The sequence below is a fragment of the Billgrantia bachuensis genome (genome assembly GCF_011742165.1).
GTDB lineage: Bacteria > Pseudomonadota > Gammaproteobacteria > Pseudomonadales > Halomonadaceae > Halomonas > Halomonas bachuensis.
Genome location: NZ_JAAQTO010000036.1, coordinates 1 through 24,254 on the forward strand (window position 1 = coordinate 1; position 24,254 = coordinate 24,254).

Below are 24,254 nucleotides of genomic sequence, written 5' to 3' on the forward strand. Positions count from 1 at the left end.
CAGGTGCGCCCCCTGTCGCGGCCACCCAGCACGAACGGAAGGACCCCCATGACCGCCATCATGAGCCTGGTCGGCATGACGACGCTGATCGCCATCGCCCTCGTCTTCTCCTCCAACCGGCGCGACATCCGTCTGCGAACCGTGGGTGGCGCCTTCGCCATCCAGGCCGGCATCGGCGCCTTCGTGCTCTACGTGCCCTTCGGCCAGGCGGTGCTGCAGACCATCTCTGCCGGCGTCAGCCAGGTGGTGCTCTACGCCAATGACGGTATCGACTTCCTCTTCGGTGGCCTGGCCGACGTCGATAACATCGGCTTCGTCTTCGCCATCAAGGTATTGCCGGTGATCATCTTCTTCTCCTCGCTGATCGCCGTGCTCTACTACATCGGCATCATGCAGTGGGTGATCCGCATCCTCGGCGGGGCACTGCAGAAGGCGCTGGGTACCTCGCGCACCGAATCGCTCTCGGCCACCGCCAACATCTTCGTCGGCCAGACCGAGGCGCCGCTGGTGGTGCGCCCCTTCATCGCCCGCATGACCCCTTCGCAGCTGTTCGCGGTGATGTGCGGCGGGCTGGCCTCGGTGGCCGGCTCGGTGCTGGCCGGCTACGCGGCGCTGGGTATCCCAATGGAATACCTGGTGGCGGCCTCGTTCATGGCCGCCCCCGGCGGGCTGCTGTTCGCCAAGCTGATCATGCCCGAGACCGAAAAGCCGGTAGACGACGTCGAGGAGGCCAACGAGGTCATCGAGGAGGAGGACAAGCCGGTCAACATCCTCGATGCCGCGGCGGCCGGGGCCACCTCGGGCCTGCGCCTGGCGGCCAACGTCGGCGCCATGCTGCTCGCCTTCATCGGCCTGATCGCGCTGATCAACGGCATGCTCGGCGGCGTGGGCGGCTGGATCGGCGTCGAGGAACTGAGCCTGGAGCTGATCCTGGGCTGGCTGTTCGCGCCGCTCGCCTTCGTCCTCGGTGTGCCTTGGGAGGAGGCGACGCTGGCCGGCTCTTTCATCGGCCAGAAGCTGGTGGTCAACGAGTTCGTCGCCTTCATCAATCTGTCGCCCTATATCGAAGGCACCTCGATGGTGGTCAATACCGGCCAGGCCATGAGCGGGCATACCGTGGCGATTCTCTCCTTCGCCTTGTGCGGCTTCGCCAACCTCTCGTCGATCGCCATCCTGCTCGGCGGCCTGGGCAGCATCGCCCCGAGCCGGCGCCACGACATCGCCCGCTTCGGCATCAAGGCGGTGCTGGCGGGCACGCTCTCCAATCTGATGTCGGCGGCCATTGCGGGTTTCTTCCTCGCCCTGGGCGGGGTGATCTGATGGCCACCGCGACACGCTCTTGCTTCGACAGGTAACGTCATGACCGAACTGCAACAGGCCGCGCGCCAAGCCCTGGCGCTGATGGACCTCACCAGCCTCAACGACGGCGACAGCGACGCCGTCATTCGCGAACTGTGCGCCCGCGCCAACACCCCGGCGGGGCATCCGGCGGCGGTGTGCATCTACCCCGCCTTCATCGAGACCGCCCGTCAAGCGCTGGCCGAGCAGGGCCTGGCCGGCAAGGTCAAGATAGCCACAGTGACCAACTTTCCCCATGGCGAGGCCGATATCGAGCGCGCCGCGGCCGAGACCCGCGCGGCCATCGCCGCAGGCGCCGGCGAGGTCGACGTGGTCTTCCCCTATCGCGCGCTGATGGCGGGCGATGCCGAGGTCGGCCGTGAGCTGGTCGCCGCCTGCAAGCGCGAGTGCGGTAGCGCCGTGCTCAAGGTCATTCTGGAAACCGGTGAGCTCAAGGAGGCCGGGCTGATCGACCGTGCCGGCATGCTGGCTATCGACGGCGGCGCCGACTTCCTCAAGACCTCCACCGGCAAGGTGAAGGTCAACGCCACCCTGGATGCGGCCAAGGTCCTGCTCACAGCAATCAAGGCGAGCGGGCGCGACGTGGGTTTCAAGGCCGCCGGCGGTGTGCGCACCGCCGAGGATGCCGCCGCCTATCTGCGGCTCGCCGAGCAGGTGATGGGGGCTGCTTGGGTCACCCCGGCGCACTTCCGCTTCGGCGCCTCGGGCCTGCTCGGCAGCCTGCTCGAAACTCTCGGCGTTGCTGAGGGCGAGGGGCCCGCGGAGGATTACTGATGCCGGCACGAGCGCTACCCCAGGAACTGATCCGCGCCAAGCGCGACGGCGAGGCGCTCTCGCCCGATGCGATCCGTGAACTGGTGGGCGGTATTGCCAATGAGAGCCTCTCCGATGCCCAGGTCGGGGCGCTGGCCATGGCGATCTACCTCAACGGCATGAACGCCGCCGAGACGGTGGCGCTGACCGAGGCCGTGCGCGACTCCGGCGAGGTGCTGACATGGCGCGGCCTCGGCCAGGACCTGGATCTGCCCGGGCCGGTGCTCGACAAGCACTCCACCGGCGGCGTGGGCGATCTCGTCTCGCTGGTGCTGGGGCCGTGGGTCGCCGCCTGCGGCGGTTTTGTGCCGATGGTCTCCGGCCGCGGCCTGGGCCATACCGGCGGCACGCTGGACAAGCTCGAGGCGATTCCCGGCTACGATATCGCGCCCTCGCGGGAGCACTTTCGCCGCTTGGTGCGTGAGTCGGGCGTAGCCATCGTCGGCCAGACTGCCGAGCTGGCGCCGGCAGATCGGCGGCTCTACGCCATCCGCGACGTCACCGCCACGGTGGAGTCGCTGCCGCTGATCGTCAGCTCGATACTGGGCAAGAAGCTCGCCTGCGGCCTCGATGCCTTGGTGATGGACGTCAAGAGCGGTAGCGGCGCCTTTATGCCCACCCTGGAGAAATCGCGGGAACTGGCGGAGACCATCGCCGAGGTGGCCAGCCGGGCCGGCACGCCGACCACCGCGCTGCTCACTGACATGAGCCAGCCGCTGGCGCCCTGTGCCGGCAACGCCGTCGAGGTGCGCGAGGCGATCGCGCTGCTCATCGGCGAAAAGACCGGTGGCCGTCTGCTCGAGGTGACCCGCACGCTTGCCGCCGAGCTGCTGCTGGCCGGTAGGCTCGCCGCAAACCGCGACGCGGCTCTGGCGCTGCTCGACGAGCGGCTCGCCAGCGGCGCCGCTGCCGAGCGCTTCGCGCGCATGGTGGCGGGCCTGGGTGGTCCTGCCGACCTGCTGGAGCGCCACGAGCGCTACCTGCCCCGGGCGCCGGTCGTTCGCCCCGTGTGTGCCGAGCGCAGCGGGCAAGTCTCGCGGATGGATACCCGCGCCGTGGGGCTTGCCGTGGTGGCGCTGGGCGGAGGGCGCCGTGCGCCGCAGGACGCCATCGATCCCGCCGTCGGGCTGACCGGCATTGCTTCCATCGGCGAGGCGATCGACGGCGAGCGCCCGCTGGCCTGGGTGCATGCGCGAAGCGAAGCCGATGCCGAGCGCGCGGCCGCCCGGCTGCGCGCGGCCATCGAGGTGAACGACGTCGCGACCGGTGACGTCACACCGCCTACACTCATTCAGGACGTGATTCGTCGGGAGGCGCCATGACCCGTGCCATCGCGCTGGTACTCGACTCCTTCGGCATCGGCGGGGCGCCGGATGCGGTGGACTTCGGCGACGCCGGGGCCGACACCCTGGGACATATCGCCGCTGCCTGCGCCAAGGGGGAGTGCAATGGTGTTGGTCGTAGCGGGCCACTGGCGCTGCCCAACTTGGCGCGGCTGGGGCTGTTTCATGCCCACCGTGAGAGCAGCGGGGCCTGGGCAGAGGGCATCACGCCGCCCAGCGAGGTGATCGGCGCCTACGGCCATGCCCGGGAGATCTCCTCGGGCAAGGACACGCCATCCGGCCATTGGGAAATCGCCGGGGTGCCGGTGCGTTTCGACTGGGGCTATTTCTTCGACCTGGAAGACAGCTTCCCGCCCGAACTGCTCCAGGCGCTCGAACGAGAGGCCGGCTTGCCCGGCGTGCTGGGCAACTGCCACGCCTCGGGCACCGAGATCATCGCCCGGCTCGGCGAGGAGCACGTGGCCAGTGGCAAGCCCATCGTCTATACCTCGGGCGATTCGGTGTTTCAGATTGCCGCCCACGAGGAGACCTTCGGCCTCGAACGGCTCTACGCGCTGTGCGAAACCGCCCGGCACCTGCTCGAGCCCTACAACATCGGCCGGGTGATCGCGCGGCCCTTCGTCGGTGCGAGTGCGACGGACTTCACCCGCACCGCCAACCGCCGCGACTACAGCGTCGAGCCGCCCGCGCCCACGGTGCTGCAGAAGCTTGCGGGCGATGGCGGCGAGGTGATCGCCATCGGCAAGATCGCCGACATCTACGCCCACTGCGGGGTGACGCGCACGATCAAGGCCAGCGGCCACGACGCACTGATGGACGCCACCCTGGCCGCCCTGGAGGAGGCCGGCGAGCGCTCGCTCGTCATGACCAACTTCGTCGACTTCGACACCCTTTACGGCCACCGGCGTGACGTGGCCGGCTACGCCGCCGCGCTGGAGGCTTTCGACGCGCGCCTGCCCGAACTGCTCGCCAGACTGCGCGAGGACGACCTGCTGATCCTCACCGCCGACCATGGCTGCGATCCCACCTGGCACGGCAGCGACCACACCCGCGAGCGAGTGCCGGTACTGGCGCTGGGCGCGGGGCTCGCGCCCGGCTCGCTCGGCGCGCGCGATACCTTCGCCGACATCGGCCAGAGCCTGGCGGCTTACCTGAAGCTCACTCCCATGGCCGACGGCAAGAGCTTTCTTCCCGGCCCTCTCCACCCCGACCCTCTCGCTGCATAGGAGCCTCGACATGGCGACTCCCCATATCCAGGGCGAACGCGGCATTTTCGCCGATACCGTGCTGATGCCCGGCGACCCGCTGCGTGCCAAGTACATCGCCGAGACCTTCCTCGAGGATGCGCGCGAGGTGAACAACGTGCGCAACATGCTCGGCTTCACCGGCAGTTACCGCGGCCGCGAGATCTCAGTGATGGGCCATGGCATGGGCATTCCTTCGGTCTCCATTTACGCCAAGGAGCTGATCACCGATTATGGCGTGAAACGGCTGATCCGGGTCGGCTCCTGCGGCGCGGTGCGTGATGACGTGGCGGTGCGCGACGTGGTGATCGGCCTGGGTGCGAGTACCGACTCGGCGGTCAATCGCACCCGCTTCATGGGCCACGACTTCGCTGCCATCGCCGACTTCGAGCTGACCCGGCATGCGGTGGATGCCGCTGCGGCCCAGGGCGTGTCGGTGAAAGTGGGCAACCTGTTCTCGGCGGATCTGTTCTACAACCCTCAGGCGGAGCTGTTCACGCTGATGAAGCGCTACGGCATCGTCGGCGTGGAGATGGAGGCGGCAGGGCTCTACGGCGTGGCGGCGGAGTTCGGCGGCCGGGCGATGACCATCTGCACCGTCTCCGACCACATCCTCAAGGGCGAGTCGCTGCCCAGCGAAGCCCGCGAGCGCAGCTTCAACGAGATGGTCGAGGTGGCCCTCGATGCGGTGCTGCGCGACGATGCGGCGGGGGCGGCATGAGCGACATCGATCCGAGCATCGTCGCCGCGCTGATCGCGGCGCGCGGCAATGCCTATGCGCCCTACTCTCGACACCCGGTGGGCGCCATGGTCGAGAGTGAAAGCGGTGCGCGCTTCTTCGGCGCCAACGTCGAGGTAGCCCACTACAAGGGCTTGTGCGCCGAGGCCTCGGCCATCGCTGCCATGGTCAGCGCCGGCGAGCGGCGGCTGCGCCACGTCTACGTGATCGGCCCCGGTGAGCATCTGTGTTCGCCCTGCGGCGACTGCCGCCAGCGCATCCGCGAATTCGCCGACGCCGAGACCCGTATCCACGTGGTCGACGTCGAGGGCAGGCTGCTCAAGCGCTACACCATGGAACAGCTCCTGCCCGATGCCTTCGGACCGGAGAATCTGGAACTCACTCCCTGAGCTCGATGCGCTCGAAGTGCGGCCCCAGTCGCCTGACCAGCCCGGCGAGCATCGCCCGCGACGGAGCGTTCTCCACCGGCTGGCAGTAGGCCGGGTCGAGGCATTGGCGGGTGCGCGCCACCTGGATGGCGTAGCGGCGCACGCCGCAGTCGGCCAGGGTCAGCGCCAGGCGCTCCACGTCGGCTAGGTCGAAGTCGCGCCAGTGCACGGTGGTGCGGCACTCGAAATTGATGCCGCCGTTGAGCAGCGTCGTCAGGCTCTGGCTGTTGCGCTGCCAGATACCGGGGCGTCCGCAGATGCGGTCGAAATCGATCCCGCGCCCCTTCACGTCGAGCCCTACCCAGTCGAGCCACGGCAGCAGCCGTGATAGCCGCGCCGGGTAGGGGCCGGCGGTGTGCAGGCCGACCTTGAAGCCCATCGCCTTCACCTCGCGTACCGCCGCCGGCAAGGCGTTGTGCAGCGTCGGCTCGCCGCCGCTGAAGACCACCGCCTCGAGCAGCCCCCGGCGGCTCTCCAGGAACTCCCGCACCGCCTGCCACTCGCTCTCGTCGCCGCGGCGCGGCGGCATCATGTGGCCGTTGTGGCAGTAGCCGCAGCGCAGCGGGCAGCCCTGCAGGAACACCACGCAGGCCAGGTGATCGGGATAGTCCAGGGTGGTCATCTGGGTCAGGCCGGCGATGGGCAGGCGGATGCCGTCGAGGGGCGCGAGGGCGGGCGGGTCGAGGTCGGTGGCGATCATGGGAGCTCCTCGGCTGGGGGCTTGAATGCCGGGCACGGGGCCCGGCAGGACAGCAGTCAGGACGTCAGGCGAGCGGCCCGCTCGGTGAAGTGGCGGCGCTCGCGATGCTCGGAACGCTTGCCGACGTTGAACTGGCTGACCGGTCGGTGGTAGCCCATTACGCGGGTCCATACCTCGCAGCGCTGACGTTGTTCGGTGGGCAGGGTGTCGATGTTCGTCATCTTCTTGGCTCCTTCCATTGGTGGATAAAACAGTGGAGTGAAAAAACGCTCAGGCCGGTACGGCCGCGGCGCGTCTTGCCAGCAGTGCTTCGTCGCACTTGGGGCAGAACTCGTGTTCGCCGGCCAGGTAACCGTGCACCGGGCAGATCGAGAAGGTCGGCGTCACGGTGATGTAGGGCAGGCGGAAGCGCGACAGCGCGGTGTGCACCAGCTTGCGGCAGGCGGTGGCGCTGGAGAGCCGCTCGCGCATGTAGAGGTGCAGCACGGTGCCGCCGGTGTAGCGGGTCTGAAGCGGGTCCTGGTGGATCAGCGCCTCGAAGGGGTCGTCGGTGTGCCCCACCGGCAGCTGGCTGGAGTTGGTGTAGTAGGGCGCCTCCGGCGTGCCCGCCTGCAGAATGCCCGGGAAGCGCTCGGCGTCGGCGCGGGCGAAGCGATAGGTGGTGCCCTCCGCCGGGGTCGCCTCCAGGTTGTAGAGGTGGCCGGTCTCGGCCTGAAATTCCTGCATCCTGGCGCGCACGTGGTCGAGCACCTCCAGGGCGAGCTGGCGCCCCTCCGGGGCGGTGATGTCGTAGCGGTCGTCGGAGAAGTTGCGCACCATCTCGTTGAGCCCGTTCACCCCCAGGGTGGAGAAGTGGTTGCGCAGGGTGCCCAGGTAGCGCTGGGTGAAGGGATAGAGGCCCTCGTCCATCCACTGCTGGATGCGCTCGCGCTTGAGCTCCAGGCTGTCGCGGCCCAGCGCCAGCAGGCGGTCGAGCTCGCCGAACAGCCCCGCCCGATCGCCGGCGAAGCGATAGCCCAGCCGCGCGCAGTTGAGCGTCACCACTCCCAGCGAGCCGGTCTGCTCGGCGCTGCCGAACAAGCCGTTGCCGCGCTTGAGCAGCTCGCTGAGGTCGAGCTGCAGGCGGCAGCACATGGAGCGCACCATGTGCGGTTCCAGGTCCGAGTTGAGGAAGTTCTGGAAGTAGGGCAGGCCGTACTTGGCGGTCAGCGCGAACAGCCGCTCGGCGTTGTCGCTCTCCCAGTCGAAATCGGGGGTGATGTTGTAGGTGGGGATGGGGAAGGTGAACACCCGTCCCTGGCGGTCGCCGGCCTCCATCACCTCCAGGTAGGCGCGGTTGAGCAGGTCCATCTCCGCCTGCAGCTCGCCGTAGGTGAAGGGCTGCTCCTCGCCGCCTACGATCGGTACCTGATCGCGCAGGTCCGCCGGGCACACCCAGTCGAAGGTGAGGTTGGTGAAGGGCGTCTGGCTGCCCCAGCGCGACGGCACGTTGAGGTTGTAGATGAACTCCTGGATCGCCTGCTTGACGGCCGGATAGTCGAGGCCGTCCCGGCGCACGTAGGGCGCGAGATAGGTATCGAAGGAGCTGAAGGCCTGGGCGCCAGCCCACTCGTTCTGCAGCGTGCCGAGGAAGTTGACCATCTGCCCCAGCGCACTGGAGAGATGGCGCGGCGGGCCGCTCTCGGCGCGCCCGGGTACGCCGTTGAAGCCCTCGATCAACAGCTGGCGCAGCGACCAGCCGGCGCAGTAGCCGCACAGCATGTCGAGATCGTGGATGTGCAGGTCGCCCTCGCGGTGAGCGGCGCCGACCTCGGCCGGGTAGACCTCATCGAGCCAGTAGTTGGCGATCAGCTTGCCCGAGACGTTGAGGATCAGCCCGCCCAAGGAGTAGCCCTGGTTGGCGTTGGCGTGCACGCGCCAGTCGGCGCGGTCGAGGTATTCGTCGACGGTCGAGGCGACGTCGATGCGGCGCGGGCCGGCTTGGCGTATGGGGGCGTTCACCGTTATCTCCCTATATGTGCTGCAGTTTGGTTTCTCTATACACAACATATGGTGTGTGAAGGCTAGTGCCTTCGGCGGCGGGAGGAAATGATCCAGGTCAGAAAAGGGCCAGTTGGAACGCTGGCGAACGACGAGCCCCGCCGGTTGGCGGGGCTCGAAGACGGCCGCAAAGGCATTAATGGCATGCGGCTCAGCCGGCGGGCAGGCGCGTGTTGTCCATGCCCGGCCGGCCGTGCCAGTAACCGTCGCACACCTCGGCCTCGACCAGCGCCAGTGGGTCGGCGGCGGGCAGCTCGCCGCGGCGGGCGGCGTCGAAGGCGGCAACCACCGCGGCCATACCCTCGGCGCGCGGGCTCAGGCGCGCCACGGCCACGCCCATTGCGGCCATGTCGCTGACCTCATGGCGCAGGTCCTGGCAGGCGCCGGAGAGGGTCTGGATGCCGTTCAGGGTGAACACCTCCTTGGACGCCTCTTGAGTGCGCAGCGCCAGGCCCTCCGGGTACTTCTGGCACACGAACATGCAGCGGTCCTTGGGCTTCTGGTGGCGCCGTGCGGTGAAACAGCGCGACGACCAGGCCAGCGGCAGGTGGCCGTAGGCGAACACCTCGCAGGGCCGGTCGAGCCCTTCGGCTTTGCTGTCGGCGAGCAGCCGGGCGAGGTCGTCACGCGACATCTCCACTGGCGCCTGCCAGCGCTGCATGCCGGCCCGGGCCATCACGCTGATGGCGGCCGGGTTGTAGAGGTTCAGTGCCGCCCCGGCAACGAAGGGCAGCCCATTGGCGGCCAGGCGCTGCAGGGCGCTCTGGTCGTTGGCCTCGACGGTGAACTCGCCGTTGTCGCACAGCTTGCGCAGGTCGCGCAGGTCGGCCTCGGACTCGATCAGGGTCTGGCTCGCCAGCACCACTTGCTTGCCGCTCTGGGCCAGCTCGCGGCCGATGCCGAGCCAATCGTCGAGCTTCATGTCGCGCCGTCGCGAACAGACAGACTCGCCCAAATAGACGATCTCCACCGGCCAGTCGGCGGCCTCGCGGTAGAAGTCGGCATAGCGCTCGCGGGTCCAGTAGAACAGTACCGGACCCAGCGACAGCTGCAGGGTAGCGGAAGTCGGCATGTCGGCTCCTATTTCCAGCGGCGTTCGTAGGCGCCCAGGGTGGTGGTGGCGCCTTCGGAGACCTCACCGAGGCCGGCCATCCAGGCGGGGTCGGGGTGGAATCGCTCGGGCGCGCGCTCCAGGCGGTCCAGCGCCTGGCGCCAGATGCCGACGACCTTCGACACGTAGACCGGGCTGCGCTGGCGGCCCTCGATCTTCACTGCGCTGATGCCGAGTTCGGCGAGTTCCGGCAGCAGCTCCAGGGTGTTGAGGCTGGTGGGCTCCTCGATGGCGTGATAGGTCTCGCCAGCGACTTCGAAACGCCCCTTGCACAGGGTCGGGTAGCCGGCACGCTCGCCGTCGCCATAGCGGTCGATCAGCACGCCGTTCAGGCGTGACTCCAGCCCCTGCGGTGTCTCCTCCCAGCGCACGTGGGCCGCCGGCGAGCAGACGCCGCGTGTGTTGGGCGATTCGCCGGTGAGATACGACGACAGGTAGCAGCGCCCCTCGGCCATGATGCACAGGCTGCCGAAGGCGAACACCTCGAGCTCCACCGGGCTCTGCCTGGCCAGATCGCGCACCTGGGTAATGGAGAGTACCCGCGGCAGCACGGCGCGCTTGATGCCGAACTGGTCGTGATAGAAGCGCAGTGCCTCATGGCTGGTGGCCGAGCCCTGCACCGAGAGGTGACGGGCGAGATCCGGGTAGCGCCGGGCGGCATAATCGAGCAGCCCCATGTCGGCCATGATCAGGGCGTCGACACCGAGCTCGGCGGCCTGGTCCACGGCGCGGGTCCACTGGGCCCAGCCGTCGGGCTGCGGGTAGGTGTTGATGGCACAGAGCACCCGCTTGCCGCGGGCATGGGCGTAGTCGATACCTTCGCGGGCGCGTTTGTCGGTGAAGTTGAGGCCGGCGAATTGCCGGGCGTTGGTGGCGTTCTGGAAGCCGAAGTAAACGGCATCGGCGCCTTCATCCACCGCCCGCTTCAGGGCCGGCAGGTTGCCGGCCGGGCAGACGAGCTCCATGTCGCTCTCCTCGCAGTCTGGTAAACCTGACCATGCTAGTCGACTACGCGAGGGCGGCTTTTGATGAGGGTCATGGCGAAGCGGGATAGTCCTGGCGGCATTTGAAATCGCGGCATAAGATAGTAATCGATTACTATCTTTTTGGAGTCGCTGATGCCGACCAAGCGCAATCTCACCGCCGAGGCGCGGCGTGAACTCACCGTCAAGGCGGTCATAGAGCTGAGCGCCGGTGACGACCCGGCGACGATCACCACGGGGGATATCGCCAAGCACATGCGGGTCACCCAGGGCGCGCTGTTTCGCCATTTCCCCAGCAAGGACGCCATCTGGGAGGCGGTGATCGGCTGGGTGGGCGAGCGTGTGATGCAGCGGCTGGACGCTGCGTCTGCCGGGGCCGATGCCCCCCTCGCCGCGCTGGAGGCGATGTTCCATGCCCACATCGCCTTCATCGTCGAGCACCCCGGCGTGCCCCGGCTGATGATGGGGCAGTTGCAGCATGCCCGTCCGACCCCGGCCCGGCGCCTGGTCCGCTCACTCCTGTTCCGCTATCGCGAGCGGGTCGAACTGCTGCTGAGCCAGGCCCAGGCGGCCGGCGAACTGCGCCAGGGGTTGAACATCGAGGCCGCCGCCACGCAGTTCATCGGCTCCATCCAGGGGCTGGTCATGCAGTCGCTGATGATCGGCAATATGAACCATGTCGCCCAGCAGGCACAGGGGGCATTCGATCTCTACTGTCATGGCATCCACGCCGAACGCGAGGTGCGCCCATGACGAGCCCGATCAAGCGCCTGGGGCGCGCATCGACGGTACTCGTCGGCGTGGCCGTGGGTGCGGCGCTGCTGGTGCTGTTCGTGGCCAACCGCCAGGCCCCCGAACGTAGTGAGGCGGCGGTCGCGCCAACGCGCGTGGCTTTCATCGAAGCACGTCCGCTGGCGTTCCGCATCGAGGCGCGCGGGCACGGCGTGGCACGACCTGCCGAGACCTGGCAGGCGATAGCCAACGTGAGCGGGCGGGTCGTGGAGCGTCATCCCCAGCTGGAGAACGGCTCCCTGCTGGCCGAGGGAACCCTGCTGGTGGCGCTCGACCCGAGCCGCTACGAGCTGGCCATCGCCGAGGCCGAGGCGGAACTGGCCAGCCTGACGGCCGAACTCGCGCAGCTCGAGACCGAAGCGGACAATGCCCGCCGCCTGCTGGCGCTGGAGCGCGAGCGGTTGGCCCTCGCCGAGCGCGAGCTGGCGCGCATCGAGCGGCTGGCCGAGAGCGGTTCGGTCTCCACCTCGCAGCGCGACGAACAGCGCCGCAGCATGCTGGCCCAGCGCCAGGCGGTGGCGTCGCTGGAGAACACCCTGGCCTTGCTGCCCTCGCGGAGCGATGTCCTCGGCGCTCAGCGCGAGCGTGCCGCTACGCGTCTGGCCCAGGCTCGGCGCGATCTGGAGGATACCCGCTTCGTGGCGCCCTACGACCTGCGCCTGGGCGAGGTAGCCGTGGAAGAGCATCAGTTCGTGACGACGGGACAACGGCTCTTCGAAGCCGACAGCCTGGCGGCGGCCGAAGTGGAGGCGCATATCCCCATCGCCATGATGCGTCGCCTGCTGGCTGGCGCGGTGCCCGACGAGCCACCCCGCAGCGCGCTGGAGCTGAGTGAGCGCCTGGCGCTAGCGGACATCGAGGCTGAAGTCGCGTTGGTCGGCGCCGAGGGCGTGGGCTGGACGGGACGGCTGGTACGGGTTGCCAGTGGCCTGGATCCGGCCACGCGCACCGTGCGTGCGGTGGTACGCGTCGCAGATCCGTACCAGGACGTTCTGCCGCCCGATCGCCCGCCGCTGCAGCGCGACATGTATACGCGGGTGCGCCTTGCCACACCGAGCCGCGAGCCGTTGCTGGCGGTGCCGGCGAGTGCGGTGCACCAGGGGGAGCTGTACCTGGTGGACGACGAGGACCAACTGGTGCGGCGCGATGTTCAGGTGAGCTTCGAGCAGGACGGGCTGGCGGTGATCGATGCAGGCCTCGTGCCGGGCGAACGGGTGGTGGTGACCGATCTCGCCAGCGCGATACAGGGCATGGCGCTGGCCCCGCGGCGTGACGAAGCGCTTGAGCGTCGGCTCGCCGAGCAGGCGGCGGGAGAGCGGCCATGATCCGTTGGTTCGCCGGCCACCCCACGGCGGCCAACCTGCTGCTGGTATTGCTGATCGCCGCCGGCCTTTTCGCGTTGCCCCAGCTCAAGCGCGAGACGCTGCCCGACTATCGCGCAGTCGAGGCGAGCATCGAGGTGAGCTATCGCGGTGGCAGCGCCGCCGACGTCGAGGATGCCGTTTGCCGTCGCCTGCACGACGCGGTCAAGGGCGTCGAATACCTCGATGAATTCGTGTGCATCGCTCAGGACAACCTGGCCCGTGCCACCGCCACCATGGCCGCGGGTGGCGACGCCATTCGCTTTCTCAACGAGCTCGACACCGAGGTGGACGCGATCACCGACCTGCCGTCTCGCGCCGAGCGACCGGTGGTGCGCGAACTGCATCGCAGCGACCTGGTAGCCGCGGTGGCGGTTTCCGCCGACATGCCGGGGCGCCAGCTCGAAGACTATGCCCTGCGCCTGGAAGAGCGCCTGATGGCCCTGCCGGGCGTGGCGGGGGTGTCGATCCACGGCATGTCCCAGCGCCAATGGCAGGTGGAGGTCCCGCGCGAGGTGCTGGGGCAGCACGGCCTCTCGGCGCGCCAGCTCGCTGCCCGTATCGCCAGCCAGAACCTCGATCTGCCGCTCGGCACCCTGGAGACCCGCGAGCGCGAGATACTGCTGCGCTTCAGCGACCAGCGCCGCTCGCTGGAGGAGCTCGCCTCGCTGGTGGTGCTTTCCGGCCCCAAGGGCGGCGAGCTGGCCCTGGGTGAGATCGCCTCCCTGCGCGAAGTGGGCGAGCGGCCCGAGGAGAAGATCCGCTTCGAAGGCGAGCCGGCGCTAGTGCTGGAGGTGAGCAAGTCGCTGCGCGCCGATGCGCTGACGGTGAAAAGCGCCATGGAGCGCCTGCTGGAAGCGGAGCGACAGCGCTTCGACGGTCGGCTCGACCTCACCCTGACACAGGACATGACCGGTATCGTGCGCGATCGCCTGAGCATGCTAGTCGTCAACGGCATCATGGGCCTGGTACTGGTAGTGCTGACGATGAGCCTGTTTTTCCGGCCCCGGCTGGCGCTGTGGGCGGTGCTGGGGCTGCCGGTGGCCTTCATGGGCGCTTTCGCGGTGATGGTGCTCACCGGGCTGTCGCTCAACATGATCACTTTGGTGGCATTGCTGATGGCCATCGGCATCGTCATGGACGATGCCATTGTCATCACTGACAACGTCGCCGCCCACGCCCTGCAGGCGGCCACCCCACTGGAGGCGGTGGTGGACGGTACGCGGCAAGTGCTGCCAGGGGTGTTTTCCTCCTTTCTCACCACGGTAGCGGTCTTCGCGCCGCTGTCGTTCCTGGCCGGTGAGCTGGGGGCGGTGCTGGAAGTGCTGCCGGTGGTGCTGATTGCGGCCTTGACGGCCAGCCTGGTCGAAGCATTCTGGATCCTGCCGCATCATCTGAAAGGCGGCGCGTCGAGGCTGGGCGATCGGCGCGACTCCCGTTTCCGAGCCGCCTTTGAGCGCGGTTTCGATTCCTTGCGCGAGCGGGTCGGCAGGCTTGCCGACGGAGCGATCCGACTGCGCCATGCGGTGCTGGGCATAATGCTGGCCGTACTGCTGGGTTCGCTCGGCTTCATGGCCGGTGGCCATATCGGCAGCGAGGCGATGCCCGACATCGACGGCGACGTGCTGGAGGCGCGTATTCTCATGCCCCAGGGCACACCGCTGGCCCGCACCGAGGCCGTGGCCGAGCGGGTCGAGGCGGCGATGCGCGAGCTGGATGCGCGCTACTCACCCGAACAGCCCGACGGCGCCTCGCTGGTGGAGGCGATCCAGGTGCGCTTCAATCACAATGCCAGCGCCCGGGAAACCGGCCCGCACGTGGCTACGGTGATGGTCGACCTGCTCACCGCCGAGCGGCGCCGCGTCACCCTCGATACGCTGACCGAGGCATGGCGCGAGGCGATCGGTCCGATCGAGGGCATCGAGCGGTTGATCATCCAGGAGCCGGGGCTCGGCCCCGCTGGCGTACCGATCGAGGTGCGGCTGGTCGGCGAGGAGCTGGATGCCCTGAAGGCTGCCGCTACGGAGCTGGCCACCCAACTGGAGAGCTACGATGCCGTCTACAACGTCATCGACGACCTGCGACTGGGCAAGCCGCAGCGTTCCTACAACCTGGCCGAGGGCGCCCACGGCCTCGGTCTGAGTGCCGAGGAAGTGGCCGTCCAACTGCGTGCCGCCCTGCTCGGCGAAGTGGCCGATACCCAGCGCATCGGCGAGCTGGAAGTGGAAGTTTTGGTGCGCCAGGCGCAAGCCGACCGCGACGATCTGAATGACCTGGCCGATCTGACCATCACCCTGCCTGACGGCAGACGGGTACCGCTGGCAGTGGTGGCGAACATGCACGAGCGGCGGGATTGGGCACGCATCACGCGTATCGACGGGCGCCGCACGGTGAGCGTGGAGGCCAACGTCGACGCGCGCCGCGCCAGCGCCCAGGCCATCGTCGGCGACCTGCGCGGCAACTGGCTGGAGGGTTTCGAGGCGCGCCATCCCGGGGTGATGGTCGCGTTCGAGGGGCAGGTGGCCAGCTCCTCGAAAACCGGCGCCTCCATCGGCCGGGCGCTGCTCATCGGCCTGCTGGGCATCTTCTTGATCCTGTCGTTCCAGTTCCGCAGCTACATGGAGCCGCTGATCGTCTTGCTGACGATACCGCTAGCGTTCATCGGCGCGATCTGGGGGCACGTGCTCATGGGCTACTACCTCTCCATGCCCTCGCTGATCGGTGCGGCGTCGCTGGCCGGCATCGTGGTCAACAACGCCATCCTGCTGATCCAGTTCATCAAGACGCATCGCGAGCACGGCATGGATGCCGCGGCAGCGGCGGGGCAGGCCAGTCGCGATCGGCTGCGCGCCATCCTGATCTCCTCGACGACGACGATTGCAGGGCTGCTGCCGCTGTTGGCGGAAACCAGCACCCAGGCGGCCACCATCAAGCCGCTGGTGATCTCGGTGGTGTTCGGACTGCTCAGCGCCACCGTGCTGGTGCTGGTGGTGATCCCGGCGCTCTACGTGCTGTTCGACGACTGGGGCTGGCTGGGCGAGAAGCGGTCTACAGCGCCCACACCAGCGCCAGCAGCACTCCCCACGCCATCAGGCCGAAGGCAATGACCGTGTAGGTGGCGGACATGACCATGATGTCGTCTTCTTCGCGCTCGGCAAGCGCCTGCAGGCCGTGGTAGACCAGCCCGCACGACAACATCAGCGCCAGCAGCACGCCGCAGACGATGAAGACCATGTCGGGAACGAACAGCGTCAGCGAGGAGAACCACAGCGGCAGCGGCACCATGGCCGCCAGGAAGTAGGCGTCGCGATGGCTGAGCCGCATGCGGTGGGCGCCCGCCACGCCGTGAATCAGCCAGCCCATCACCAGGAAGGTGAGCAGCTCGGCGGTGAATAGCGCCGGGGCGATGATCGCCCAGGGGCGCTCGGCCAGGCCCGGCAGCAGGGCATCGCCGTGGTGATGGATGGCGTAGTGCAGCATGACCGGTGGCAGCAGCGACAGCGGCAGCACCACGCGTAGGATCAGCGCGTTGAGAGAAGGACGGCTCTGTCGCAGCTGCTGCCAGCCACCCTCATGGGTAAAAGGCAGTTGCAGGATATGATTGATTTCCATCAAGAATCTCTCGCGTCAGGAAAATCGTTATTGTTTTCCTTGGTTTAGCGGTGACGCGAGAGAGTGTCAAGATATGAACGCAAGACAAATTGACGAGCGAGATGAAGCGCAAGGCGCACGGAGCACAGGAACCGGAGCCTATGGGGTATAGGTGAGGATTCCGCGCACCGTGCAACGCAGCGATTCGCTCGCGCAGGCATTTGTCTACAGGCCGATCTGATGGGCCCGATGGGTGAAAAAGATCCCACTCGGCGATTCGGCGGGCAGGCGCGCGAGCTCCTCGAAGGTACGGGTGTCGTAGATCACGACTTGGTTGCTGTCCCGCGCCGAGATCCAGATGTGCTCGCCGCGCGGGGTGAACTCCTTGTGCAGGATCGATTCTCCAGGCGCCAGGGTCTCGATCACTTCGAGGTTCTGGGTGTCGATCACCTGAACCCGGCCGTTGTCGGGGTGGGCGAAGGTGACCCACACCTGGCGCTCGTCGGGGCGGCTCATGACGAAGATCGGCTGGCCCTGCACCGGGATGCGTCCGACCAGCGACCAGTCGTCGCTGTCGGCCACTAGCACTTCGTGGCGTCCCACGGCGGGGAAGAAGGCCAGGTCGCCGGCCATCGCCCAGCCCTCCAGATGCGGCATCTTGTACACCGGCAGGCGTTCCTCGCCGCGGCCATAGTCGGGCAGGATGCGCTGCACGCCGTTCTCGGGATGCCATAGGTCGAGCAGGGCCATGCCGTCCTCGCCGAACAGTCCGGCAATATAGTAGCGCCCGTTGGCCGTAATCAGGGCGTCGTACGGCTCCTTGCCCACGTCGCGATACTTGTCTAGCACCGGCTCGTCGTCGCTCATGTCCAGGGTCCAGATCTCGCCGGCCTCGAACAGGCTGAAGACGAAGCGATTGCCGGGGGCATCGACCAGGCCCACGACCTTGGCCTGGGCGGTGCCGCCGTCCGGCGTTGCGTAGTCGGCCGGCACGTCGGCCACCAGTTCCAGCGTCTGGGTGTCGAAGACCTTCACCCCGCCCGGCTCATAGTTGCCCACCGCCACGAAACGGCCATCCTGCGAGATGGCGCCGCCGATGCTGTTGCCCGACTGGATGATGCGTCCGACGATCTCGCCGGTGAGCAGGTCGAGCTTGGTCAACCCGCCGTCGCGGCCGAAGACGAAGGCGTGGCGCGCATCGCGAGTAAATTTCACCGAGGCGTGGGAGAGATCACCGAAGCCCTCGATGTGGCGCAGCACCTCGCGGCGGGTGGTGTCGACCAGCGCCACGCTGCCGCTGGCGCGCTCGATCACCACGCCCAGGTCGCCGGTGCCGCGCAGTTCGGGCAAGGGCTCGGCGCTCACCTGAACGCTCAGCAGGGCCAGGGCAGCGGCGACGAGCAAGGGTTTGAAAGGGAGAAGCGGCATTGGGTCACTCCTGTTCGCCGGGGCGTGGCGGTACGGCCAGCGTCTCGAGGGGGTTGTCGGTCTGCAGATGCTCGGCCAGCCAGCGTGCGTCCGCTTCGCTGATCAGCGCCTTCCAGCCCGGCATGGCGCTGCCCGGGATGCCCTGCAGGATGATGTGGGCGAGTGCCTCGGTGGTGAAACCTGCCATACGGTCGCGGGGCAGCGAAGGTCCCAGGCCGCCACGCAGGGTCATGCCGTGGCAGGAGCCGCAGTCCTGGTAGAGCAGGGTTTCCAGCTCGGTCTGGCGTTCGGGGCTGAGCGCATCGCCGGTTGCCAGGGCCGGCAAGGCCAGGGCAGCGCAGAACAGCAACCTCAAGGCCGACGGTTTCATGGGAACCTCGTGCAAGCATAACGGTGGGGCCACGCAGGGAGTGGGCCGTCGCCGCAGTGTCCCGCCCCGAGCAAGACATCGCCTTGACCGTCATCAAGCTCTTGGCAAGTCGCCAGGGTCTTTTGACTTGCGTCAACGGCACGGCCGATGGCAGCTTTCAGAGCTGATGTGGCATGTAAGATACCGCTTAAGATCATGCCTCCATCGACCTCCGGTGACTGCTTATGGCCGCACTCGACGAACTCGACCGCCGCCTCATCGATGCCTACCAGCGTGATTTGCCGCTGTGTGAGCGACCCTTTGCCGCCATGGCCGAGCGCCTGGATGCGAGCGAAGCCCAGGTTGTCGAACGTCTCCAGTCATTGCTGCAGCGCGCAGTGCTCAGCCGGGTGGGCCCGGTGTTCGATCATGTCCGGGCCGGCGCCAGCCTGCTGGCGGCGCTGGCAGTACCCGAGGCCGAGCGTGACGCGGTAGCGGCGGCGATCAATCGCTCGCCGGGCGTCAATCACAACTATGCAAGAGAACACGACTACAACCTCTGGTTCGTGATGACCGCCGCCGACGAGGTGCAGCTCGAGGCGCGCCTCGAGGCACTGGAAGAGGAGCTGGGCCAGCCGCTGCTGCGCCTGCCGATGGTCGAGGGTTATCACATCGATCTCGGCTTTCCGATTCCCTGGGACGAGCTGGAGGCATCATGAGCCTGCCATCACCGCATGCCGATAGCCATGGCGAGGTCGACCCGCAGCGGCTGCGGGCCCTACTCGAAGGCGGCCTGCCGCTGACCGAACGGCCCTGGCAAGCGTTGGCCGAGCAGTGCGGCATGAGCGAAGCCGAAGTGCTGGCCTGGGTCGAACGCTGGCAGCGGGAGGGGTTGATCAAGCGGATGGGGTTGGTCGTTCGCCATCACGCCCTGGGCATCCGCGCCAACGCCATGGTGGTGTGGGACCTGCCCGACACTGCCGTGGCCGAGGTGGGCCGACGGCTGGCCGCGGAGCCCGCCGTGACGCTCTGCTATCGCCGACGACGTTGCCCGCCCGAATGGCCCTACAACCTCTTCTGCATGATCCACGGTACCCGGCGCGAGCGAGTGCTGGCGGCGCTCGATGACATCGTCGAGCGTCAGGCGCTGCAGGACATGCCTCGCCGCGTGCTGTTCAGCCTCAAGGCCTACAAGCAGTGCGGTGGCCGCTATATCCACGAGGATCAGCCATGAACGTTGCCCATCGGCCCAAGCCGGCCAAGTTGGACGCTGCCGACCGCCGCATCGTCAACCGCCTGCAGCAGGGGTTGCCGCTGGTGCCGTCGCCCTATGCCGCCGTGGCCGCCGAGCTCTCGCTCTCCGAAGGAGAGCTGCTCTATCGCCTGGAGCGGCTGTTGGAAGCCGGGGTGCTCAGCCGCTTCGGGCCCATGTACCACGCTGAACGCCTGGGCGGCGGCCTGACCCTGGCTGCCCTCGAGGTGCCGGAAGCCGATTTCGAGCGAGTGACCGAGACGGTCAACGCCTTCCCCGAAGTGGCCCACAACTACCGCCGCGAGCATCGCCTCAACATGTGGTTCGTGCTGGCCACCGAAACGCCGCAGCGAATTGCCGAAGTGATCGAAGCGATCGAAGCCGCCACCGGTCTGGTCGTATTCAACATGCCCAAGCAGGAGGAATTCCATGTCCGTCTCCACCTGCCCGTCTGAACCGGTACCCGTTGCAGGCTTCTTGGATGGCCTGGACCCACTCGACCGCGACATTGTACTGGCCACCCAGGCCGGCCTGCCGCTAGTACCGGACCCCTGGAGCGCGGTGGGCAAACCGCTTGGCCTGGCCGGAAATGAGGTGCGCGCACGCATGCAGCGCATGATCGACAGCGGCGTGATTCGTCGTATCGCCGCGGTACCCAACCACTACCGCCTGGGCTACGTGGCCAACGGCATGACCGTATGGGATGTCGACGATGCCCATGTCGAGCGGCTCGGTCGCGAAGTGGCCGGGATCCCTGGCGTGAGCCACTGCTACCGGCGCCCGCGACACCTGCCCGAATGGCCCTACAACCTGTTCGTCATGCTCCACGGGCGCAGCCAGGACGAAGTGGAGCAGCAGGCCGAGGTGCTGCGCGAACGGCTCGGCGATGCCTGCCGCGACCATCGCATCCTGTACAGCTCACGCATTCTCAAGAAGACCGGCCTGCGGCTTGCCCGCTCGTCCGGCCGGCCGCGCTGAGGCTGGTGCCGCGCCCAGAGGAGGTTTCCATGTTCCGTGTCACCCGCTACGTCAAGTCGCTGCTCGAGCCCAATCCCCCCGGTCTTGAAACGATAGGGCCCGCCCGCAAGCCCACTGGTCCGGTGGTGATCTGGAACCTGATCCGGCGCTGCAATCTGACCTGCAAGCACTGCTACACGGTGTCGGCGGACATCGACTTCAAGGGCGAGCTTTCCACCGAGGAGGTCTTCAGCGTCCTCGACGACCTCAAGCGGTTCCGGGTGCCGGCGCTGATTCTCTCCGGTGGCGAGCCGCTGATGCGCCCGGACATCTTCGAGATCTCCCGGCACGCCAAGCAGCTCGGCATCTACACCGGCCTCTCCACCAACGGCACCCTGATCGACGAGCGAAACATCGCGCGCATCGCCGAGTGCGGCTACGACTACGTGGGCATCAGCATCGACGGCCTCGAAGCGACGCATGACGAGTTTCGCCGCCGCCAGGGCGCGTTCCGCGAATCGATGCATGCCGTCAAGCTGTGCAAGCAGCACGGCATCAAGGTGGGACTGCGTTTCACCCTGACCCAGCAGAACTACGAGCAGCTCGACGACATCCTCGCACTGATCGACGAGCACGACGTCGACAAGTTCTATCTCTCGCACCTCAACTATGGCGGGCGCGGCCACCGCCACCGCAAGCAGGACGCCTGGTACCAGATGACCCGCGACGCCATGACGCGGCTGTTCGACCACTGCCGTGACGAACTCGAGCGCGGCGTCGAGCGCGAGTACGTCACCGGCAACAACGACGCCGACGGCCCCTTCCTGCTGATGTGGGCCCACGAGCACTTCCCCGACCGGGTCGATGCGCTGGAGCGCCGGCTGATCGACTGGGGCGGCAACGCCTCGGGGGAGCACATCGCCAACATCGACAACCTGGGCACGGTGCATCCGGATACCTTCTGGTGGGACCACGACCTCGGCAACGTGCGCAAGCGTCCGTTCTCGGAGATATGGCGCGACAGCCAGGATGCGCTGATGCAGGGCTTCCGCCAGCGCCCCAGGCCGCTCAAGGGTCGCTGTGCGGAGTGTCGCTTTCTTTCCATCTGCAACGGCAACACCCGCGTGCGGGCATGGAAGATGACCGGCGACCCCTGGGAGGAGGACCCCGGCTGCTACCTCAGCAACGAGGAGATCGGCGTCGAAGCAGGCCGACAGCGTCGCGTGGCCGCGCCCTGCGTCATCCAGGCCGTTGAGCTCTGATGCCGACAAGCTCCGAGATAAAAAGTATTGCCACAAAAAGATTGCAGGACCGCGTTGACGCTTCGGGGAGAGGCCGACCATGACCATACATAGCCATTCGCGACACTTGAGCTTCGCCCTCGACGAGGCGCCGCTGGCCCCCGGCGAGGTCGCCATCGTCGGCGCGGGCCCCGGCGATCCGGGCCTGCTGACCCTACGTGCCCTGTCGCTGCTGCAGCAGGCCGACTGCCTGGTCTTTGATCGTCTGGTGTCGCAGGAAGTGCTGGCCATGGCGCGTCCTCAGGCGAAGCGCTACTACGTGGGCAAGGCCTCGAGCCACCACTCGCTGCCCCAGGAGGAGACCAACGCCCTGCTGGTCAAGCTGGCCCAGGAAGGCAGGCGTGTGCTGCGGCTCAAGGGCGGCGACCCCTACATATTCGGCCGCGGCGGAGAGGAGGCCGAATACCTTATCGCACACGGCATCACGTTCCGCGTGGTGCCCGGGATCACCTCGGCGTCAGGCTGTTCGAGCTACGCGGGCTTTCCGCTGACCCATCGCGACCACGCCCAGAGCGTGACCTTCGTTACCGGCCATGCCAAGGCCGACGGAGAGCTGGCATTGAACTGGTCCGCGCTGGCGGTGTCGCACCACACCGCGGTGTTCTATATGGGCCTGGCCAATGCCGCCCTGATCAGTCATGAACTGCAGCGCCACGGTCTGCCGGCGGATCATCCGGTCGCCCTGGTGGAACGCGGCACGACCCCCGAGCAGCGCCACGTGCTGACCACACTGGGCGACCTGGAGGAAGCGATCGAGCGCGAAGCGCTCAAGCCGCCGACGCTGATCGTGGTGGGCGAGATAGTTCGCCTGGCCGACACCCTGGCGCCGGGCATGACGCGGCTCACCCGCCTTGCTGCCGATAGCCTCGATGCGAGGAGGCTGGCGCTGTGATACGACCCACACTGTTGCTCTGTGCCCTGCTGGGACCTGCCCTGCCGGCCTGGGCCGACGCTGCCGACCCCGCCATGCTCTACCATCAGCACTGCTCGGCGTGCCATGGCGTCGGCCGGCTGGGTGGGATCGGCCCCGCGCTGCTGTCCGACAACCTCTCCCGGCTCAAGCCCGCCGAGGCCGTTGAGGTGATCCGCGACGGCCGCCCCGCTACCCAGATGCCGGCCTTCGACGAGATGCTCGACGAGGCCGAGGTCGGCGCTCTGGCCGAGTGGATCTACGCGCGGCCCGAGGTCGAGCCGAGCTGGACGGAGGAGGACATCCGCGCCAGCCACGTGATCAACCACTACCACGGGACGCTGCCCGACGAGCCGGTGTTCGAGGTCGAGGACCTCAAGAACCTGTTCGTCGTTGTCGAGCTCGGTGACCACCACGTCAGCCTGCTCGACGGCGACCGCTTCGAGCGCATCGCCCGCTTTCCCAGCCGCTACGCCCTGCACGGCGGGCCCAAGTACTCGCCCGATGGCCGCTACGTCTACTTCGGTTCCCGCGACGGCTGGGTCACCAAGTACGACATCTACAACCTCGAGGTCACCGCCGAGGTGCGTGCCGGCATCAACATGCGCAATATCGCCGTCTCCGCCGATGGCAACTACGTGCTGGCCGGCAGCTACCTGCCTCATTCGCTGGTGCTGCTCGATGCGCGCAACCTCGAGCTGATCGCCAGCATTCCGGTGGAGGGGCTCGACGGCGACACCTCGCGGGTCAGCGCCGTCTACACCGCGCCGCCGCGCAACAGCTTCGTCGTCGCGCTCAAGGACATCCCCGAGGTGTGGGAAATCCGCTGGCCCGAGGCGCTGGCCGAGGGCGACGAGCCGCTGGTGGGTGACTTCGCCCTGCACCGCATGGCGGCACCGGACTACCTCGACGACTTCTTCTTCGACCCCGAGTACCGCTACCTGGTGGGGGCGGCACGCGGCGGCCAGGGCGGGCAGGTGTTCGACCTGGACAGCGAAGCCAAGGTCGCCGACCTTCCGCTGGAGGGCATGCCGCACCTGGGTGCCGGCATCACCTGGGAGCTCGACGGGCGCCGGGTGATGGCGATGCCGCACATCGACCGAGGCCTGGTGTCGGTGTTCGACATGAGTGACTGGTCGCCGATCGCCCAGATCGAGACCGACGGCCCCGGCTTCTTCATGCGCAGCCACGCCAACTCGCCCTACGCCTGGGTGGACGTCTTCTTCGGCCCCAACCACGACCGCGTTCACGTGATCGACAAGCGGACCCTGGAGATCGTCGAGACGCTGATTCCCGAGCCCGGCAAGACCGCCGCCCACGTGGAGTTCGACCGCCGCGGCGAGACGCTGTTGCTCAGCGTCTGGGACGAGGACGGCTACCTGCTGTGGCTCGACGCCAATACGCTGGAGGAGCTGGGGCGCATGCCGATGAACAAGCCCTCGGGCAAGTACAATGTGTGGAACAGGACCCAGTATGAGGAGGGCACCAGCCACTAGGGAAGCGCGGCCCCGGCCACGACGGAAGAGAGAGGGTCAACCGTCGCTCGGCAATGG

At 67.6% G+C, this 24,254-nt stretch carries 24 protein-coding genes; 16 read left to right on the forward strand and 8 right to left on the reverse strand.

What is annotated here, in order from left to right; all coding sequences use genetic code 11:
• Nucleotides 1–48: 48 nt before the first annotated feature.
• The 6 genes from HBJ55_RS13540 to cdd are packed head-to-tail and all read left to right on the forward strand — an operon-like array spanning nucleotide 49 to nucleotide 5,887.
• Entirely contained in the window at nucleotides 49–1,320 is a 1,272-nt protein-coding gene (locus HBJ55_RS13540) for a NupC/NupG family nucleoside CNT transporter (protein WP_167115744.1), read from the forward strand.
• Nucleotides 1,321–1,359: 39 nt separating this feature from the next.
• Nucleotides 1,360–2,133, forward strand: coding sequence for a deoxyribose-phosphate aldolase (gene deoC, locus HBJ55_RS13545; RefSeq protein ID WP_167115747.1), 774 nt, complete (start codon nucleotides 1,360–1,362; stop codon nucleotides 2,131–2,133).
• Entirely contained in the window at nucleotides 2,133–3,494 is a 1,362-nt protein-coding gene (deoA, locus tag HBJ55_RS13550) for a thymidine phosphorylase (RefSeq protein WP_167115750.1), read from the forward strand. Before deoC ends, deoA begins: the two co-directional genes overlap by 1 nt.
• Nucleotides 3,491–4,741, forward strand: a complete 1,251-nt coding sequence (locus HBJ55_RS13555) for a phosphopentomutase (RefSeq protein ID WP_167115754.1) — start codon at nucleotides 3,491–3,493, stop codon at nucleotides 4,739–4,741. Before deoA ends, HBJ55_RS13555 begins: the two co-directional genes overlap by 4 nt.
• 10 nt (nucleotides 4,742–4,751) lie before the next feature.
• Nucleotides 4,752–5,480 (forward strand): purine-nucleoside phosphorylase, encoded by a 729-nt coding sequence (deoD, locus tag HBJ55_RS13560; protein ID WP_167115757.1) that lies wholly within the window; start codon nucleotides 4,752–4,754, stop codon nucleotides 5,478–5,480.
• Nucleotides 5,477–5,887, forward strand: coding sequence for a cytidine deaminase (gene cdd / locus HBJ55_RS13565; protein WP_167115760.1), 411 nt, complete (start codon nucleotides 5,477–5,479; stop codon nucleotides 5,885–5,887). The genes deoD and cdd overlap by 4 nt, the downstream gene beginning before the upstream one ends.
• On the opposite strand, the gene HBJ55_RS13570 is transcribed toward cdd, so the two are convergent.
• The 5 genes from HBJ55_RS13570 to ubiU form a co-directional block, all read right to left on the reverse strand.
• Nucleotides 5,877–6,626: an anaerobic ribonucleoside-triphosphate reductase activating protein gene (locus tag HBJ55_RS13570; protein ID WP_167115763.1), complete on the reverse strand. Its 750-nt coding sequence runs from the start codon at nucleotides 6,624–6,626 to the stop codon at nucleotides 5,877–5,879. The two genes, cdd and HBJ55_RS13570, sit on opposite strands and share 11 nt — an antisense overlap.
• A 56-nt stretch (nucleotides 6,627–6,682) precedes the next feature.
• Nucleotides 6,683–6,847 carry an anaerobic ribonucleoside-triphosphate reductase gene (gene nrdD, locus HBJ55_RS13575; RefSeq protein WP_167115766.1) on the reverse strand — a complete coding sequence of 55 codons (165 nt, stop codon included), beginning with the start codon at nucleotides 6,845–6,847 and terminating at the stop codon, nucleotides 6,683–6,685.
• 49 nt (nucleotides 6,848–6,896) lie between these two features.
• A complete protein-coding gene (locus HBJ55_RS13580) occupies nucleotides 6,897–8,627 on the reverse strand; it encodes a ribonucleoside triphosphate reductase (protein ID WP_167115769.1) in 1,731 nt (576 codons plus the stop codon).
• A gap of 190 nt (nucleotides 8,628–8,817) precedes the next feature.
• Nucleotides 8,818–9,738 (reverse strand): U32 family peptidase, encoded by a 921-nt coding sequence (locus tag HBJ55_RS13585; protein ID WP_167115771.1) that lies wholly within the window; start codon nucleotides 9,736–9,738, stop codon nucleotides 8,818–8,820.
• A gap of 8 nt (nucleotides 9,739–9,746) precedes the next feature.
• A complete protein-coding gene (gene ubiU / locus HBJ55_RS13590) occupies nucleotides 9,747–10,742 on the reverse strand; it encodes a ubiquinone anaerobic biosynthesis protein UbiU (protein ID WP_167115774.1) in 996 nt (331 codons plus the stop codon).
• 153 nt (nucleotides 10,743–10,895) lie between these two features.
• Here ubiU and HBJ55_RS13595 point away from each other — a divergent pair, with 153 nt between their 5' ends.
• From HBJ55_RS13595 to HBJ55_RS13605, 3 genes are read left to right on the forward strand one after another with little or no spacing between them, the layout of a single operon-like run.
• Nucleotides 10,896–11,513, forward strand: a complete 618-nt coding sequence (locus HBJ55_RS13595; RefSeq protein ID WP_167115777.1) for a TetR/AcrR family transcriptional regulator — start codon at nucleotides 10,896–10,898, stop codon at nucleotides 11,511–11,513.
• Complete coding sequence (locus HBJ55_RS13600) at nucleotides 11,510–12,877, forward strand: efflux RND transporter periplasmic adaptor subunit (RefSeq protein ID WP_167115780.1); 1,368 nt, start codon at nucleotides 11,510–11,512, stop codon at nucleotides 12,875–12,877. The genes HBJ55_RS13595 and HBJ55_RS13600 overlap by 4 nt, the downstream gene beginning before the upstream one ends.
• Complete coding sequence (locus tag HBJ55_RS13605) at nucleotides 12,874–16,020, forward strand: efflux RND transporter permease subunit (RefSeq protein ID WP_167115784.1); 3,147 nt, start codon at nucleotides 12,874–12,876, stop codon at nucleotides 16,018–16,020. Before HBJ55_RS13600 ends, HBJ55_RS13605 begins: the two co-directional genes overlap by 4 nt.
• Here HBJ55_RS13605 and HBJ55_RS13610 read toward each other — a convergent pair.
• From HBJ55_RS13610 to HBJ55_RS13620, 3 genes are all read right to left on the reverse strand, one after another.
• Nucleotides 15,962–16,525 carry a YIP1 family protein gene (locus HBJ55_RS13610; RefSeq protein ID WP_167115787.1) on the reverse strand — a complete coding sequence of 188 codons (564 nt, stop codon included), beginning with the start codon at nucleotides 16,523–16,525 and terminating at the stop codon, nucleotides 15,962–15,964. The genes HBJ55_RS13605 and HBJ55_RS13610 overlap by 59 nt on opposite strands.
• 204 nt (nucleotides 16,526–16,729) lie before the next feature.
• Complete coding sequence (locus tag HBJ55_RS13615) at nucleotides 16,730–17,932, reverse strand: cytochrome D1 domain-containing protein (protein WP_167115790.1); 1,203 nt, start codon at nucleotides 17,930–17,932, stop codon at nucleotides 16,730–16,732.
• A 4-nt stretch (nucleotides 17,933–17,936) separates the two neighbouring features.
• Complete coding sequence (locus HBJ55_RS13620; RefSeq protein ID WP_167115793.1) at nucleotides 17,937–18,302, reverse strand: c-type cytochrome; 366 nt, start codon at nucleotides 18,300–18,302, stop codon at nucleotides 17,937–17,939.
• A 224-nt stretch (nucleotides 18,303–18,526) separates the two neighbouring features.
• On the opposite strand from HBJ55_RS13620, the gene HBJ55_RS13625 reads away from it, so the two are divergent.
• From HBJ55_RS13625 to HBJ55_RS13655, 7 genes are all read left to right on the forward strand, one after another.
• Nucleotides 18,527–19,000, forward strand: a complete 474-nt coding sequence (locus HBJ55_RS13625; RefSeq protein WP_167115796.1) for an AsnC family transcriptional regulator — start codon at nucleotides 18,527–18,529, stop codon at nucleotides 18,998–19,000.
• A complete protein-coding gene (ahbB, locus tag HBJ55_RS13630; protein WP_167115799.1) occupies nucleotides 18,997–19,515 on the forward strand; it encodes a siroheme decarboxylase subunit beta in 519 nt (172 codons plus the stop codon). Before HBJ55_RS13625 ends, ahbB (HBJ55_RS13630) begins: the two co-directional genes overlap by 4 nt.
• Nucleotides 19,512–19,988: an Lrp/AsnC family transcriptional regulator gene (locus tag HBJ55_RS13635; RefSeq protein ID WP_240936113.1), complete on the forward strand. Its 477-nt coding sequence runs from the start codon at nucleotides 19,512–19,514 to the stop codon at nucleotides 19,986–19,988. Before ahbB (HBJ55_RS13630) ends, HBJ55_RS13635 begins: the two co-directional genes overlap by 4 nt.
• On the forward strand, nucleotides 19,963–20,511 hold the full coding sequence (ahbB, locus tag HBJ55_RS13640; protein ID WP_167115802.1) for a siroheme decarboxylase subunit beta: 549 nt from the start codon (nucleotides 19,963–19,965) through the stop codon (nucleotides 20,509–20,511). The genes HBJ55_RS13635 and ahbB (HBJ55_RS13640) overlap by 26 nt, the downstream gene beginning before the upstream one ends.
• Nucleotides 20,512–20,540: 29 nt before the next feature.
• Entirely contained in the window at nucleotides 20,541–21,752 is a 1,212-nt protein-coding gene (gene nirJ, locus HBJ55_RS13645; protein ID WP_167115805.1) for a heme d1 biosynthesis radical SAM protein NirJ, read from the forward strand.
• Nucleotides 21,753–21,831: 79 nt separating this feature from the next.
• On the forward strand, nucleotides 21,832–22,683 hold the full coding sequence (gene cobA / locus HBJ55_RS13650; RefSeq protein WP_167115808.1) for a uroporphyrinogen-III C-methyltransferase: 852 nt from the start codon (nucleotides 21,832–21,834) through the stop codon (nucleotides 22,681–22,683).
• On the forward strand, nucleotides 22,680–24,197 hold the full coding sequence (locus HBJ55_RS13655) for a cytochrome D1 domain-containing protein (RefSeq protein ID WP_167115811.1): 1,518 nt from the start codon (nucleotides 22,680–22,682) through the stop codon (nucleotides 24,195–24,197). Before cobA ends, HBJ55_RS13655 begins: the two co-directional genes overlap by 4 nt.
• Nucleotides 24,198–24,254: the final 57 nt, after the last annotated feature.

Excerpts from the sequence above, each read along its gene's own strand:
- HBJ55_RS13540 (WP_167115744.1), top strand. The coding sequence starts at position 49 with ATGACCGCCATCATGAGCCTGGTCGGCATGACGACGCTGATCGCCATC.
- deoC (WP_167115747.1), top strand. The coding sequence starts at position 1,360 with ATGACCGAACTGCAACAGGCCGCGCGCCAAGCCCTGGCGCTGATGGAC.
- deoA (WP_167115750.1), top strand. The coding sequence starts at position 2,133 with ATGCCGGCACGAGCGCTACCCCAGGAACTGATCCGCGCCAAGCGCGAC.
- HBJ55_RS13555 (WP_167115754.1), top strand. The coding sequence starts at position 3,491 with ATGACCCGTGCCATCGCGCTGGTACTCGACTCCTTCGGCATCGGCGGG.
- deoD (WP_167115757.1), top strand. The coding sequence starts at position 4,752 with ATGGCGACTCCCCATATCCAGGGCGAACGCGGCATTTTCGCCGATACC.
- cdd (WP_167115760.1), top strand. The coding sequence starts at position 5,477 with ATGAGCGACATCGATCCGAGCATCGTCGCCGCGCTGATCGCGGCGCGC.
- HBJ55_RS13570 (WP_167115763.1), bottom strand. The coding sequence starts at position 6,626 with ATGATCGCCACCGACCTCGACCCGCCCGCCCTCGCGCCCCTCGACGGC.
- nrdD (WP_167115766.1), bottom strand. The coding sequence starts at position 6,847 with ATGACGAACATCGACACCCTGCCCACCGAACAACGTCAGCGCTGCGAG.
- HBJ55_RS13585 (WP_167115771.1), bottom strand. The coding sequence starts at position 9,738 with ATGCCGACTTCCGCTACCCTGCAGCTGTCGCTGGGTCCGGTACTGTTC.
- ubiU (WP_167115774.1), bottom strand. The coding sequence starts at position 10,742 with ATGGAGCTCGTCTGCCCGGCCGGCAACCTGCCGGCCCTGAAGCGGGCG.
- HBJ55_RS13595 (WP_167115777.1), top strand. The coding sequence starts at position 10,896 with ATGCCGACCAAGCGCAATCTCACCGCCGAGGCGCGGCGTGAACTCACC.
- HBJ55_RS13600 (WP_167115780.1), top strand. The coding sequence starts at position 11,510 with ATGACGAGCCCGATCAAGCGCCTGGGGCGCGCATCGACGGTACTCGTC.
- HBJ55_RS13605 (WP_167115784.1), top strand. The coding sequence starts at position 12,874 with ATGATCCGTTGGTTCGCCGGCCACCCCACGGCGGCCAACCTGCTGCTG.
- HBJ55_RS13610 (WP_167115787.1), bottom strand. The coding sequence starts at position 16,525 with ATGGAAATCAATCATATCCTGCAACTGCCTTTTACCCATGAGGGTGGC.
- HBJ55_RS13615 (WP_167115790.1), bottom strand. The coding sequence starts at position 17,932 with ATGCCGCTTCTCCCTTTCAAACCCTTGCTCGTCGCCGCTGCCCTGGCC.
- HBJ55_RS13620 (WP_167115793.1), bottom strand. The coding sequence starts at position 18,302 with ATGAAACCGTCGGCCTTGAGGTTGCTGTTCTGCGCTGCCCTGGCCTTG.
- HBJ55_RS13625 (WP_167115796.1), top strand. The coding sequence starts at position 18,527 with ATGGCCGCACTCGACGAACTCGACCGCCGCCTCATCGATGCCTACCAG.
- ahbB (WP_167115799.1), top strand. The coding sequence starts at position 18,997 with ATGAGCCTGCCATCACCGCATGCCGATAGCCATGGCGAGGTCGACCCG.
- HBJ55_RS13635 (WP_240936113.1), top strand. The coding sequence starts at position 19,512 with ATGAACGTTGCCCATCGGCCCAAGCCGGCCAAGTTGGACGCTGCCGAC.
- ahbB (WP_167115802.1), top strand. The coding sequence starts at position 19,963 with ATGTCCGTCTCCACCTGCCCGTCTGAACCGGTACCCGTTGCAGGCTTC.
- nirJ (WP_167115805.1), top strand. The coding sequence starts at position 20,541 with ATGTTCCGTGTCACCCGCTACGTCAAGTCGCTGCTCGAGCCCAATCCC.
- cobA (WP_167115808.1), top strand. The coding sequence starts at position 21,832 with ATGACCATACATAGCCATTCGCGACACTTGAGCTTCGCCCTCGACGAG.